The organism is Stenotrophomonas sp. STEN013 (genome assembly GCF_056760355.1).
Genome location: NZ_JBRREO010000005.1, coordinates 110251 through 123039, shown reverse-complemented (window position 1 = coordinate 123039; position 12789 = coordinate 110251). Strand labels below are relative to the sequence as shown.

At 68.9% G+C, this 12789-nt stretch carries 12 protein-coding genes; 7 read left to right on the top strand and 5 right to left on the bottom strand.

All coding sequences use genetic code 11. The annotated features are described in order from the left end of the window. Positions 1-6 precede the first annotated feature (6 nt). The 6 genes from ACVOMH_RS11935 (at position 7) to ACVOMH_RS11910 (ending at position 6441) form a co-directional block, all read left to right on the top strand. On the top strand, positions 7-714 hold the full coding sequence (locus ACVOMH_RS11935; protein WP_481552100.1) for a pilin: 708 nt from the start codon (positions 7-9) through the stop codon (positions 712-714). A gap of 30 nt (positions 715-744) precedes the next feature. Continuing rightward, a complete protein-coding gene (locus tag ACVOMH_RS11930; RefSeq protein ID WP_481552099.1) occupies positions 745-1674 on the top strand; it encodes an RDD family protein in 930 nt (309 codons plus the stop codon). A 192-nt stretch (positions 1675-1866) separates the two neighbouring features. After that, entirely contained in the window at positions 1867-4371 is a 2505-nt protein-coding gene (locus ACVOMH_RS11925; protein ID WP_054659378.1) for a DNA topoisomerase I, read from the top strand. 135 nt (positions 4372-4506) lie between these two features. Continuing rightward, on the top strand, positions 4507-5067 hold the full coding sequence (gene tsaC / locus ACVOMH_RS11920; protein ID WP_481552098.1) for an L-threonylcarbamoyladenylate synthase type 1 TsaC: 561 nt from the start codon (positions 4507-4509) through the stop codon (positions 5065-5067). Positions 5068-5119: 52 nt separating this feature from the next. Next, complete coding sequence (locus ACVOMH_RS11915) at positions 5120-5815, top strand: DUF4124 domain-containing protein (RefSeq protein WP_481552097.1); 696 nt, start codon at positions 5120-5122, stop codon at positions 5813-5815. Then, positions 5812-6441, top strand: coding sequence for a DUF4124 domain-containing protein (locus tag ACVOMH_RS11910; protein ID WP_481552096.1), 630 nt, complete (start codon positions 5812-5814; stop codon positions 6439-6441). The genes ACVOMH_RS11915 and ACVOMH_RS11910 overlap by 4 nt, the downstream gene beginning before the upstream one ends. On the opposite strand, the gene ACVOMH_RS11905 is transcribed toward ACVOMH_RS11910, so the two are convergent. After that, a complete protein-coding gene (locus tag ACVOMH_RS11905) occupies positions 6429-7205 on the bottom strand; it encodes an SDR family oxidoreductase (protein WP_481523139.1) in 777 nt (258 codons plus the stop codon). The genes ACVOMH_RS11910 and ACVOMH_RS11905 overlap by 13 nt on opposite strands. Positions 7206-7297: 92 nt before the next feature. On the opposite strand from ACVOMH_RS11905, the gene ACVOMH_RS11900 reads away from it, so the two are divergent. Next, positions 7298-7528: a hypothetical protein gene (locus ACVOMH_RS11900; protein WP_481552095.1), complete on the top strand. Its 231-nt coding sequence runs from the start codon at positions 7298-7300 to the stop codon at positions 7526-7528. A 77-nt stretch (positions 7529-7605) separates the two neighbouring features. Here ACVOMH_RS11900 and sppA read toward each other — a convergent pair whose 3' ends face one another. The 4 genes from sppA to ACVOMH_RS11880 form a co-directional block, all read right to left on the bottom strand. After that, positions 7606-9513 (bottom strand): signal peptide peptidase SppA, encoded by a 1908-nt coding sequence (gene sppA / locus ACVOMH_RS11895; RefSeq protein WP_481552094.1) that lies wholly within the window; start codon positions 9511-9513, stop codon positions 7606-7608. Between the two features lie 69 nt (positions 9514-9582). Further along, positions 9583-10947 (bottom strand): MATE family efflux transporter, encoded by a 1365-nt coding sequence (locus tag ACVOMH_RS11890; RefSeq protein ID WP_481552093.1) that lies wholly within the window; start codon positions 10945-10947, stop codon positions 9583-9585. 146 nt (positions 10948-11093) lie between these two features. Next, positions 11094-11660, bottom strand: coding sequence for a DUF3106 domain-containing protein (locus ACVOMH_RS11885; protein ID WP_481552092.1), 567 nt, complete (start codon positions 11658-11660; stop codon positions 11094-11096). Continuing rightward, entirely contained in the window at positions 11647-12645 is a 999-nt protein-coding gene (locus tag ACVOMH_RS11880) for a hypothetical protein (protein WP_481552091.1), read from the bottom strand. Before ACVOMH_RS11880 ends, ACVOMH_RS11885 begins: the two co-directional genes overlap by 14 nt. Between the last annotated feature and the right edge of the window lie 144 nt (positions 12646-12789).

The following is a 12789-nucleotide window of genomic DNA, read 5'->3' as shown; positions in this document are numbered from 1 at the left end:
ATCCCCGTGAGCCAGTGGTTCTACGCCGAAGGCAACCGCGAACGGCGCGGTCCGCTGACCGATGACAACATCGTCGAACTGTTCCGCTCCGGCCGTATCGCGGCCGATACGCTGCTGTGGCGCGAAGGTGCCGGCGACTGGCAGCCGCTGCAGCGCTATGCCGCCGAACTGGGCCTGCACGATGTGATCGCCGCGCCGACAGCCGCCCCACCGTTGCCACCACCGCTTCAGCAGCCACCGGCGGGAAGCGCGCCCGCCCCGGCAGTCAAGCCGGGCCTGTCCGGCTGCGCCATCGCCGGCATCATCGCCGCGGTGGGCGGTGTCATTCTGGTGGCGATCGTCGGCATCCTTGCCGCCATCGCGCTGCCTGCGTACCAGTCCTACACGCTGCGTGCCAAAGCCAGCCTGGCCCTGGGGCAACTGGCGCCACTGAAGATTGAAATCAGCGATTTCGTGCAGCACAACGGGCGTTGCCCGGTGAACGACGATGAGGGTTTCCGGACGCCCGGCAGCTATGCCCAGGACGCCATCGCCAGCGTGCGCATCGGCCGCTTCGACAACGGCCATTGCGGGCTGGAAGCGCAGTTGCGGGAGCCCGGTAGTCCGCAGCTCGATGGCAAGGCACTGTGGCTGGACTACGACACCGGCGCCCAGACATGGCAGTGCAGCTCGGACGTGGACGACAGGTTTCTGCCGCTACACTGCCGCAGCTGAGACACACCATTCATTTACGGGGGGAACACGATGAGCCAGTGGTATTACGCCGATGCGCAGCGCGAGAGGCACGGTCCGGTGGAGGCCGGGATCCTGCGCGGAAAATTCCGCCAGAACGAACTGGACCTGTCCACGCTGGTCTGGCGTGAAGGCATGGACCAGTGGCAGCCCCTGTCGGCCATGGCCGAGGAGCTGCAGCTGATCGAAAAGGCCAGCCCCGGTATCGACCTGCGGGCGGACTACGTGGCCATCGAAAACGGCACCGCCGCCACGCCGATTTCCCTGCAGAAAGCCGACGAGACCCATTCCCCCTACACCGCACCGGCCAGCATCTCGCCGGGCGATGGCACGGTGGTTGGCGGCGGCGAAGTGGTCTACGCCGGCTTCTGGAAGCGGGTGGCCGCCTACTGCATCGACAGCGTGATCGTGGGCATGGTCGGCGGCGTGATCGCGATGGTCATCGGCATGGTGCTGGGCCTGGGCATGGCCGGCATCGGCGGTGGCAGCGACGCGATGGGCGCCGGTTTCATCATGATCCAGCTGCTGACCAATGTACTGTCCATCGCCCTGGCTGCCGCCTATTACGCCGGCTTCCACGCCTCGGCCGGCAAGGCCACGCTGGGCAAGATGGCCGTGGGCATCAAGGTGGTGCGCACGGACGGCGCGCGCATCAGCATCGCCCGTGGTATCGGCCGCTACTTCGCGGCCATGCTCAGCGGCCTGATCCTGGGCATCGGCTTTGTGATGGCCGCCTTCACCGAGCGCAAGCAGGGTCTGCACGACATGATCTGCGACACCCTGGTGGTCGACAAATGGGCCTTCACCGAGCATCCGGAATGGCAGCAGCGCGGCCTGGGCACCGTCACCATCGTGATCCTGGCGATTTTCGGGCTGCTGATAGCGGTCGTTATCGTCGCCCTGCTGGCCATGATCGGCATCGCCGCCAGCCAGTTCAGTTGAGGTCCGTGCCGCCGGCGCGCTTGACAGCGGCCGGTCCGGCATGATTCCTCTAATAAGGAAGAAAGCTGAACGCCCGGGCCCCTGCCCGGGCGTCAATCTATCCAGAACGGCCGCAGCGCTTCACTAACGCAGGCGATTGCGCCACCCTAGCGCCCCCGATCAGGGGCGCTCTCCCCCCAAGAAAGTACTGATATGCCCAAGCACCTGCTCATCGTCGAATCGCCGGCCAAGGCCAAGACGATCAACAAATACCTCGGCAAGGACTTCACCGTCCTGGCCTCGTATGGGCATGTGCGGGACCTGGTTCCCAAAGAGGGCGCGGTCGATCCGGACAACGGCTTTGCCATGCGCTACGACCTGATCGAAAAGAACCAGAAGCACGTGGAAGCCATCGCCAAGGCCGCCAAGGGCGCCGACGACATCTTCCTGGCGACCGACCCGGATCGCGAGGGCGAGGCGATCAGCTGGCATATCGCCGAGATCCTGAAAGAGCGCGGGCTGGCCGAAGGCAAGCCGATGCAGCGGGTGGTGTTCACCGAGATCACCCCGCGGGCGATCAAGGAGGCCATGACCCAGCCGCGCGCCATCGCCGGCGATCTGGTCGATGCGCAGCAGGCGCGCCGCGCGCTGGATTACCTGGTCGGCTTCAACCTCTCCCCGGTGCTGTGGCGCAAGGTGCAGCGCGGGCTGTCCGCCGGCCGGGTGCAGAGCCCGGCGCTGCGCATGATCGTCGAGCGCGAGGAGGAGATCGAAGCCTTCATCGCCCGCGAGTACTGGAGTATCGAAGCGGCCTGCGCGCATCCCTCGCAGCCCTTCAACGCCCGCCTGGTCAAGCTGGACGGACAGAAGTTCGAGCAGTTCACCGTCACCGACGGTGATACCGCCGAAGCCGCGCGGCTGCGCATCCAGCAGGCCGCGCAGGGCGCGCTGCACGTCACCGACGTGGCCAGCAAGGAGCGCAAGCGCCGCCCGGCCGCGCCGTTCACCACCTCCACGCTGCAGCAGGAAGCCTCGCGCAAGCTCGGCTTCACCACCCGCAAGACCATGCAGGTGGCGCAGAAGCTGTATGAAGGCGTGGCCATCGGCGATGAAGGCACGGTCGGCCTGATCTCCTATATGCGTACCGACTCGGTGAGCCTGTCGCAGGACGCGCTGGCCGAGATCCGCGACGTGATCGCCCGCGACTACGGCACCCGTTCGTTGCCGGACAAGCCCAACACCTACACCACCAAATCCAAGAACGCCCAGGAAGCCCACGAAGCCGTGCGCCCGACCTCGGCGTTGCGCACTCCGGCGCAGGTCGGCAAGTACCTGACCGACGACGAGCGCAAGCTGTACGAGCTGATCTGGAAACGCGCCGTCGCCAGCCAGATGATTCCGGCCATCTTGAACACCGTCAGCGTCGACCTGGCCGCCGGCAGCGAGCACGTGTTCCGCGCCAGCGGCACGACCGTGGTGGTGCCCGGCTTCCTGGCCGTGTACGAGGAAGGCAAGGACAGCAAGAACGCCGAGGACGAGGACGAAGGCCGCAAGCTCCCGGCGATGAAGCCCGGCGACCGCGTGCCGCTGGACCGCATCGTCGCCGACCAGCACTTCACCCAGCCGCCGCCGCGTTTCACCGAAGCGGCACTGGTCAAGGCGCTGGAGGAATACGGTATCGGCCGTCCGTCGACCTACGCCTCGATCATCCAGACCCTGCTGTTCCGCAAGTACACCGAGATGGAAGGCCGCAGCTTCAAGCCGACCGACGTCGGCCGTGCGGTCAGCAAGTTCCTGTCCAGCCACTTCACCCGCTACGTCGACTACGACTTCACCGCCAAGCTCGAGGACGAGCTCGATGCGGTGTCGCGCGGCGAAGAGGAGTGGGTGCCGCTGATGGAGCGCTTCTGGGGCCCGTTCAAGGAACTGGTCAGCGACAAGAGCGAATCGCTGGACCGCACCGACGCCGGCAGCGCCCGGGTGCTGGGCGTGGACCCGGCCAGCGGCAAGGAAGTCAGCGCGCGTATCGGCCGGTTCGGGCCGATGGTGCAGATCGGCACGGTCGATGACGAGGACAAACCCAAGTTCGCCTCGCTGCAGCCGGGCCAGAGCATCTATTCGATCTCGCTGGAAGATGCGCTGAAGCTGTTCGACATGCCGCGCAAGCTGGGCGCCGACGCCAACGGCGAGGAAGTCACCGTCGGCATCGGCCGCTTCGGTCCGTTCGCCAAGCGCGGCAGCACCTACGCCTCGCTGACCAAGGAAGACGACCCGTACAAGATCGATCTGGCCCGCGCCATCTTCCTGATCGAGGAGAAGGAAGAGATCGCGCGCAACCGCATCATCAAGGAGTTCGAGGGCTCGGAGATCCAGGTGCTCAACGGCCGTTTCGGCCCGTACATCAGCGACGGCAAGCTTAACGGCAAGATTCCCAAGGACCGCGAGCCGGCCTCGCTGACCCTGGCCGAGGTCGAGCAGCTGATGGCCGAAACCGGCAAGCCGGTACGCAAGGGCTTCGGCAAGAAGACCGCCGCCAAGAAGACCGCGGTGAAGAAGGAGGCGGCGCCGAAGAAGACCGCCGCAAAGAAGGCCCCGGCCAAGAAGGCGGCGAGCAAAAAAGCCGCCACCAAGAAGACCGCGGCCAAGAAAGCCACCAAGAAAACCGTCGCCAAGAAGACGGTGAAGGCGACGGCCGTCGACGACGCCCCGCCGTTCTGACCGGGATTTCCCCTGCCCGCGCGGCAGGCGGATAATCGCTGTTCCGCATGAGGCCGCCCATGGGCGGCCTTGTTGTCTGCGGCCCCCTCGCAAGCGCCCGCGCAGTCCCGCGCGGCGCGTCCAACGGTGCTGAGCATGATTGAACTGGATCTGGAAACCGTCGTCCCGGCATTGCAGGCCGGTGGGGTGATCGCCTACCCGACCGAAGCGGTCTGGGGCCTGGGCTGCGATCCGGCCAACGAGATGGCGGTGCTGAAGCTGCTGGCGCTGAAGCAGCGCCCGGTCCAGAAGGGCATGATCCTGGTGGCCGCCGATCCGGCCCAGCTCGAGGGCTGGGTGCGGCTGGAGGCCCTGGCCGGCGAGCGCCGCCAGGCGGTGCTGGACAGCTGGCCCGGCGCCAACACCTGGATCGTCCCGGCCGGCGCACGTGCGCCGCGCTGGATCACCGGGCAGCACACCGGCATCGCGGTACGGGTCAGTGCCCACCCGCTGGTGCAGGCGCTGTGCACCGCCTGGGGCGGGCCGCTGGTGTCCACCAGCGCCAACCTGGCCGGTGCACCGCCGGCCCGCAGCCGGGAACAGCTGGACCCGGCGCTGCTGGCCCAGCTCGATGGCCTGCTCGATGGCGCCACCGGCGGCCTGGCCCAGCCTACCCGCATCCGCGTCGCCGCCACCGGCCAGGTGCTGCGCGACTGACCGCGCCGTGCCCGGGGCTTGCGCCGGCGCCACCACGCGGCACTATGGCGGCATGTCCCCGCGTCTGCTCCTGCTGTGCGCCCTGACCGCATCGGCCGCGATGGCCCGCGCGGCCGATCCGCCCGCGGTGACCGACAACGTGCGCATCTACCGCTGCGTGGCTGCCAACGGCGCGGTGTCGCTGCAGGACGCCCCCTGCGGCGGCGCACGCCAGCAGCAGGTACTGGACATGCAACGCCCCAAGGACCCGCCGCCGCGGCCGGCAGAGCCCGTCCAGCGCGCCCCTGCGCCGGTCATCGAGCGCGAGGTACGGGTGGTTACCGTGCAGCCGCCGCAGCCGATGTACGAATGCGTCACCGCCGAGGGCGGGCGCTACACCAGCGACAGCAACGAGGGCAATCCACGCTGGGTGCCGGTGTGGGGCTTCGGCCGCATGCCGCATCCCGGACATGGGCCGCGCCCGCCAGGTCCAGGTCCAGGTCCAGGTCCAGGTCCAGGTCCAGGGCCAAGGCCGGGCAGCGGGCACCACCGGCCCCACCCGGGCGGTGCGATCGTGCCGCTGGGTTCGACCCTGGTGCGCGACCGCTGCCATGCGCTGCCGCCGCAGGAAGTCTGCGCGCGCCTGAAAGACCGCCGCTGGGAACTGATCCGCCGCTACAACAGCGCCCTGCAGAGCGAGCGCCAGCAGCTGGTGCGCGAGCAGCGCGGCATCGAGGCGCGGCTGGATCAGGATTGCGGCGGCGCATGACGCGCTGGCTGCTGGGCGCATTGCTGCTGGCCGCCGGCCCCCTGCATGCCGCGGGTGTCGTGTTCTACCGCTGCACCGATGCCAGCGGCGCGCTGACCGTGCAGAACATGCCGTGCCCCAAGGGCATGCAGCAGACCCGCAAGGTGATGCAGGCGCCCGAGGCGCCGGCACTACCGCCGCCCGCGCCGGTATCGGCGCTGCCACGGCTGATGCCCGCTGCGGCTCCCGCAACGCCAGCCGCGGTCGAAGCCGCCCTGTCGCCGGTACCGGCACCCGTGGCGGTAAAGGCACCGGTTCCGCTGCCGGCGCTGTTCCAGTGCCGCAGCCGCGGAGGTGACAGCTACCTGAGCGAAACCGGCGAGCCGCCAGCGCATTGCATCAGCCTGCGGGTCACCGGGCTGGACGGCAATCCGGGCACCGCCGCCGGTGATGCCTGCGAAGTGATCCGCGATACCTGCACGCCGGTCGCGCCGGCATTGCTATGCGAGCGCTGGCGCCAGCGCGTGAATAATGTCGAATCCGAATGGCGTTTCGCCTCTTCGGCCCGGGCCGAAACCCTGCGCTTGGAATACCAGCGATTGCAGTCACTGCTCAACAACAGCGACTGCGCGACTCAGAACCCGTAACGCAGGAAGCCGCCGTCCACCGCGATGCATTCGCCGGTGACATAGCTCGACGCTGGCAGGCACAGGAAGCCGACCGCCGAGGCCACCTCCTCCGGTTCGCCGATCCGACGCATCGGCGTGCGCGCGATCACCTCCTCGTAGTAGTCCGGGTCCGACAGCGGCCCGGAGGTGCGGCGGGTGCGGATGTACCACGGCGCCACCGAGTTCACGCGGATGCCGTCCTCGGCCCATTCGCAGGCCAGGTTGCGGGTCATCTGCTGCAGCGCGGCCTTGGTCATGCCGTAGACCACGCCGCTGCGCACATGGGTGATGCCCGACACGCTGCCGACATTGACGATGGCCGAAGACGCGTGCCGGGTCAGCAGCGGATGCGCGTAACGGCACAGCTCGAAGGCCGAGAACAGGTTGGTCTCGAAGATGCCGCGCCACTCCTGTTCGGAATAGTCGTTGGCCGCGCGGGTGACGTTGCCGCCGGCGTTGTTGACCAGCAGGTGCAGGCCGTCGCTGTGGTCTTCGACCCAGTCCAGGATCTCGTGGCGGTCCTCGTCGCTGGAAACATCAGCCGCCAGCGCATGGATCTCGCGATCGGGAAAGGTGTCGGCCAGTTCATCACGCACGGTTTCCAGCGCATCGGCATCGCGGCCGACGATCAGCACGTCGGCGCCCAGCCCCAGCAGCTCGCGCGCGATCGCCAGGCCGATGCCGGCACTGGCGCCGGTCACCAGGGCAGTTTGTCCATCCAGTCGCCAGCGTTGCGGGTTCACCCTGTTCTCCTCGTGGTTGCCGCTGCAGCGCCACAAACGGCGCGCCTGGGCGATAGCGCTAGGATAGCCGCTGTCATCCACGGAGCCGGCCCATGAAATTTCCCGCGCTGATCCTGCTGCTGGCGACAGCGGCTCTTTCGGCCTGTGGCAAGCCGCAGCCACCGGACACCGAACGCCCTCCCGAGCCGCAAGCCACCGCGCTGCGCGAGGCCATCGCCAAGCCGCTGAAACAGGCCAAGGCCGCACAGACCGCCGTGGATGAGGCCGCCCAGGCGCAGCGCGCCGCGCTGGATGCGGCCGGCGCCGATACCCGCAAACCGTAACGCCGCCCGGAAAGGGCGGCGTCTGGGGTCATCCAGGGGGGCCGCCCGCGCGGCCCGGTTGGATCAGGCGCGGCCGGTCACAGGCCGCAGAAGCAGTAGGCCAGCGACTTCACCGGCGCACCGTTGCGGTCTTTGACCGCGTCTTCGACAAAGCGCAGCTGGGTGTCCAGCTCCGGCATCTGCTTGGCCAGCATCATCCTGGCGATACCCGAATCGGCCAGCATCCAGGCCCCGGCGCGGCTGCCGGCAAAGCCGGTCATGAACTGCGCGAACGGAGTGGCGGCCTTTTCGATGTAGCGCACGCGGTACTTGCCGGACTCGCCCAGCTTGGCGCGGGTGGCGGCATCGGCCGCGGCGGCCTTGAGCCCACCGAAGGCGTCGACCAGACCACGCTCCTTGGCCTGCGCCCCGCTCCACACGCGGCCCTGGGCCACTTCGTCCACCGCTTCGACGCTCTTGTTGCGCGCCTGCGCGACCTTGCCGGTGAAGTCGGCATAGCCCTTGTTGATCACCGACTGGATCACCTGGCCCACCGCCGGGTCCATCGGCCGGGTGATGTCGAACGCGCCGGCGAAGCGGGTGGTGCCCACGCCGTCGGTATGCACGCCGATCTTGTCCAGGCTGCGGGTCAGGTTCGGGATCATCCCGAAAATGCCGATCGAGCCGGTGATGGTGGATTCGTCGGCATAGATGCGATCGGCATTCATGCTGATCCAGTAGCCGCCGGACGCGGCCAGATCGCCCATCGACACCACCACCGGCTTGCCGGCGGCCTTGAGCGCATCCACTTCGCGGCGGATCTGCTCGGAGGCGAACACCTCACCGCCGGGTGAATCGACCCGCAGCACCACCGCCTTGACGTCCTCATCGTCGCGCGCCTCGCGCAGCAGCGCCGAGGTCGACACCCCGCCGATGCGCCCGGCCGGCAGGTCGCCGCCGGCGATCTCGCCTTCGGCCACGATCACCGCGACCTGCGGACGCGAATCCATCGGCGAGCGCAGGGCGTCGATCTGGGTCAGATAGTCGGCCAGCGCGATCTGGCGATAGCCGCCGTCGGCATCGCTGTCGGCCACCCCGCGCTCGGTCAGCAGCGCCTCGACTTCCTCGCGGGTCTTCAGCCCGTCCACCAGCTTCTGCTGCAGGGCGAACCGGGCCAGATCGCCCTCGGCCGCGGCGATACCTTCGGGCAGGGTGTCGATGCCGGCGGCCAGCTGTGCGGGGTCAAGCTTGCGCGCGGTGGCGATGTCACCCAGGTAGCGCTGCCACACATCGTTCATCCAGAACAGGTCCGCTTCCTTGGCCTGCGGCGAGGCGGCGTCGAGCACATAGGGCTCGGCGGCGGACTTGAACTGGCCGACCTTGAACAGGTGCACGTCCACGCCCAGCTTGTCCTGCAGGCCGGTGCGGAAGTACTGACGGTAGCGGCCCAGGCCTTCCAGCAGCAGCCCGCCCATCGGGTCCAGATAGATCTCGTCGGCCTGCGCGGCCAGCAGGTACTGCGACTGGTTCAGGTTTTCGCTGAAGGCCACCACCTGCTTGTTGGCCGCACGCAGCTCCTGCAGCGCCGCGGCCACCTCGCGCATCGAGGCGAAGCCGCTGGGCTGGAGCTTGTCCAGATTCAGCACCACCCGCTCGATCTTCTTGTCGTCCCTGGCCGCCTCGATGCCGCGGATCAGGTCACGCAGCTGGATCTCCTCGGCGCCGGTATCGCCCAGCGCCTTGCCCAGCGCGCGGCTGACCGGATCGGTGCTGTACTGCTCCACCAGCCGGCCCTCGGGGGCGATCACCAGCGTGGTGCGTTCGTGCAGGACCTTGGCCGAAGACGCGCTCATGCCCAGCGCCGCCACGAACACCATCAGCACCAGCAACAGCAGACCGAAGAACACCAGGTTGAGGATCAACCGGCGGGTGAAATTCATCACATCCCACAGCCCGATGAAGAAGCTGGCGATGGGGTTGCGACGCGGAATCGGGGGGGGATTCATGAACGCTCCAGAGGGGCTTGTTGCAAAGCAGGATACCCACAACCGGCGGCGCCGGGCATGGGCTTCAAGTCAGGGTGCCACACGGACGAGCAGCCGCCGGCTGCTGACCCGCAGCCGCCAGCCCAGCAGCAGCGCGGCCACGGTCAAACCGATAATCAAGCCGACCCACATGCCCTGCGGACCCCAGCCCAGACCCAGGCCCAAGCCGGCACCGACCGGCATGCCCACGCCCCAGTAGGCGAACATGGCGATGAACATCGGCACCCGGGTGTCCTTCAAGCCGCGCAGCGCGCCGGCCGAGAGCACCTGGATGCCATCGGGGATCTGGAACGTTGCCGCATACAGCAGCAAGGTCGACGCCAAGGCCGCCACCGCCAGGTCGTCGGTATACAGGCCCACCACCGCGTCATGGCCAAGCAGCAGGGCGCTGATCGACACCAGCTGGGTCACCAGCACGATGGCGTAGCCGGCCCAGGTGGCCCGGCGCACCCCCAGCGGATCATTGCTGCCCACCGCATGGCCGACCCGCACCGTGGTGGCCTCGGCCACCCCCATCGGAATCATGAAGCACAGCTGCGCCACGTTGATCGCGATCTGGTGGGCGCTGGCCTCGGTGGCGCCGATGCGGCCGATCAGCAGCGCGGTGATGATGAACAGACCGCCTTCCATCAACACGGTGATGCCGATCGGCAGACCGGTACGCAACAGGTCCCAGATCGCGGCCATGCGCGGCAGCTCGAAGTGCGTGAACAGCCCAAGGTGTGCGAACCGCCGGGTCAGGGCCAGGTAGCTGGCGAAGGCCAGCGCCTGCACCCACATGGTCACGGCCGAGGCGATGCCCAGGCCTGCGGCGCCCAGCTCCGGGAAGCCGGCCTTGCCGTTGCACAACGCGTAACCCAGTGGCCCCAGCACCAGCAGGCCGCCGAAGCCGATCAGCATGGTCGGCAAGGTCCAATGCATGCCTTCACTGAGGTAGCGCATGCAGAAATACAGCGTCAATGCCGGCACACCCCAGCGGATGGCATGCAGGAAACCGGTGGCCCCGGGCACGATATCCGCGGCAATCCCGAACGCCGGCAGCAACGCCGGCACCCCGCTCAGGAACACGAACATCAGCGCACTCAGGCCCACGCCCAGCCACAGCGCCTGGCGGAACAGCGGGCCGATTTCACGCGCGCGGCCGGCACCGTTTAGCTGCGAGACCGAGGCGGTGAGCGAGATCAGGGTGCCGATCGGCACCAGCATCGGCAGCCACAGCAGCGCGGTACCGATACTGACCGCGGCAAAGGTGTCGGTGCCGTGGTGGCCGGCGATGGTGTTGTCAACGAAAGCGATCAGACCGGTCGAGACATGGCCCAGAACCAGCGGCAACGCGAGCAGACCGGTCGTCCGCACTTCGTTGAGGAAGCGCGGCGTGGCGGTGGCGGTAGACATAAGGAACAGGACAGACGCGGACTGCGGCCGGCGCGGAAAGCGCACAGGTGCCGGGTCGCGGAAGCCGCGCATTTTACATGCGCCGGCCGCAATCCGGGGCGCCGGGCCATGAACAACGGATCAACTGGCGGGCCGCACCGGCCGGTTCAGTGACCGACTTTCTCGCGCAACCACGCGCCGCGGCCGGCCGCCGACACCCCCAGCAGCTGCGCGCGCAGTTCAGCGCGGTCCTGCGGCGGGGTGCGCTGGGCGATCAGGGTCAGCTGCGCCAGCTGCTCGGGGTCGAGCTGCCGCAACAGGGTGAGCAGCGGCTCACGCTGCTCGGCCGGCACGTAGCCCAGCAGCGGCTGCAGTTTGGGATACAGCGCGCCCAGTTGCGGGCCCAGCCGCCAGCCGTCGCGATGCAACTGGTCCTGACCGGCAAAACGCGCGCGCAAGGCGTCGCGCTCGGCGGCGGACAAAGCGGCCACGCGCGCGGCGGCCTGGCGGATGCGCTGGCGCTCGCTTTCCGGCAACGCCCGCCACGCGGCATAGCGCGCGCGCAGGTCACGCTGCTGCGCAGGGACCAGCGCCGACCAGCCGGCGGCCGGATCGGTCCTTGGCGCCGGTGGTGCGGCCGGCGGCAGGCCAGGCAAGCCAGGCGGGGGCGCGGCGGCCACGGCCAGCGGCAACCACAGCAGACAGCCCAGCAGCACTCGCTCAGTTTTCCGCATCGACCGTCTCAAGGGCGGCGGTGGCCGGTTCCGGGCGGCTTGGTTGCGGCTGCGATTCGTCCACCGGCAACGGGCCGCCGGCAGCCACCCAGGCATGGAAGTCGGCCTCGCGGGCCAGTGCCAGCTCCGGATCGGCCAGCATCGCCGCATCGGCGGCAGGAACGTCGGACGCCGGCGGGGCCGGAGTACTGTCATCGTCCAGGGCTTCAACCTGGACCGGGCCGTTGTCGGTCAACACGCCATCGGCCGGCGCCGCAGCCGCCGCGCCGCGCGGGCCACCCCGCCAGGCCCACAGCGCCACCACCACCAGCAGCAGCAACGGCAGACACAGCAGCAGCCAGGTGCGCCAGCTCCAGCGTGGACGCGGCTTGCGCGCGGTGGCCGCGCGCGGGCGGATCATCGGCGCAGCGGTCGCGGCGGCCGGTTTGGCCACCGGCGCGTCGCCGGTCAGCGATTCGCGCAGCTGTTCCAGCTGCAGCACCCGGGCCGCTGCCAGGTCGCGCACCTGGGTCTGGACCTGTTCGGCCAGCGCGCGCCAACCGGCAGCATCGGGATAGCCGCCGGCATCGAGCGGGCAGGCCCCGGCCAGCGCCTGCCGGTAGGCCTCGATCGACACTCCCAGCACCGGTGCGGCGATCGCCTCGTCCAGCCCGGCACCGATACGCAGCAGCAGCGCCAGCCGGTCGGCCGCGGCCAGCTGCTGGAGGTGACGCAGCGGCACCGGCCACTGCCCGCCCGCGGGCGGCGCCAGCAGCTGAGGTGTGCTGCACAGCAATCCCCAGAACCGCGCCGGCCAGTCCACCATGGGCAGATCGGCGGCATGGCCGGCAAAGGCACGCATCGCCACGGCCACCGCGCGGGCGGCCACGGCGTCGTCACCGGCCTGCAATTGCGCCACCACCAGCGCACGCCGCTCGACGCCACGCAAAAACGCCGCCAGCGCATTGGCGGCGGCCGGGGCCAGGGGGGCGGGTGCGGCCATCATGTGAACTCCATCATCCTGCGCATGATACCCAGCGCACCTGCGCCACCGCCGTGGCGAGCATGCCGGCAGCACCGCCGCCGACCGGTCTGCCGCAACTTGTGCACAGCGTCAATACGCTGCGGTGATTTTCCCGCCCGGGCTGGG

Coding starts and splice junctions, on each gene's coding strand:
- ACVOMH_RS11910 (WP_481552096.1), top strand. CDS start 5,812: ATGACGCGCTGGCTGCTGGGCGCATTGCTGCTGGCCGCCGGCCCCCTG.
- ACVOMH_RS11880 (WP_481552091.1), bottom strand. CDS start 12,645: ATGATGGCCGCACCCGCCCCCCTGGCCCCGGCCGCCGCCAATGCGCTG.
- ACVOMH_RS11930 (WP_481552099.1), top strand. CDS start 745: ATGAGCCAGTGGTATTACGCCGATGCGCAGCGCGAGAGGCACGGTCCG.
- ACVOMH_RS11890 (WP_481552093.1), bottom strand. CDS start 10,947: ATGTCTACCGCCACCGCCACGCCGCGCTTCCTCAACGAAGTGCGGACG.
- ACVOMH_RS11885 (WP_481552092.1), bottom strand. CDS start 11,660: ATGCGGAAAACTGAGCGAGTGCTGCTGGGCTGTCTGCTGTGGTTGCCG.
- ACVOMH_RS11915 (WP_481552097.1), top strand. CDS start 5,120: ATGTCCCCGCGTCTGCTCCTGCTGTGCGCCCTGACCGCATCGGCCGCG.
- ACVOMH_RS11925 (WP_054659378.1), top strand. CDS start 1,867: ATGCCCAAGCACCTGCTCATCGTCGAATCGCCGGCCAAGGCCAAGACG.
- tsaC (WP_481552098.1), top strand. CDS start 4,507: ATGATTGAACTGGATCTGGAAACCGTCGTCCCGGCATTGCAGGCCGGT.
- ACVOMH_RS11900 (WP_481552095.1), top strand. CDS start 7,298: ATGAAATTTCCCGCGCTGATCCTGCTGCTGGCGACAGCGGCTCTTTCG.
- sppA (WP_481552094.1), bottom strand. CDS start 9,513: ATGAATCCCCCCCCGATTCCGCGTCGCAACCCCATCGCCAGCTTCTTC.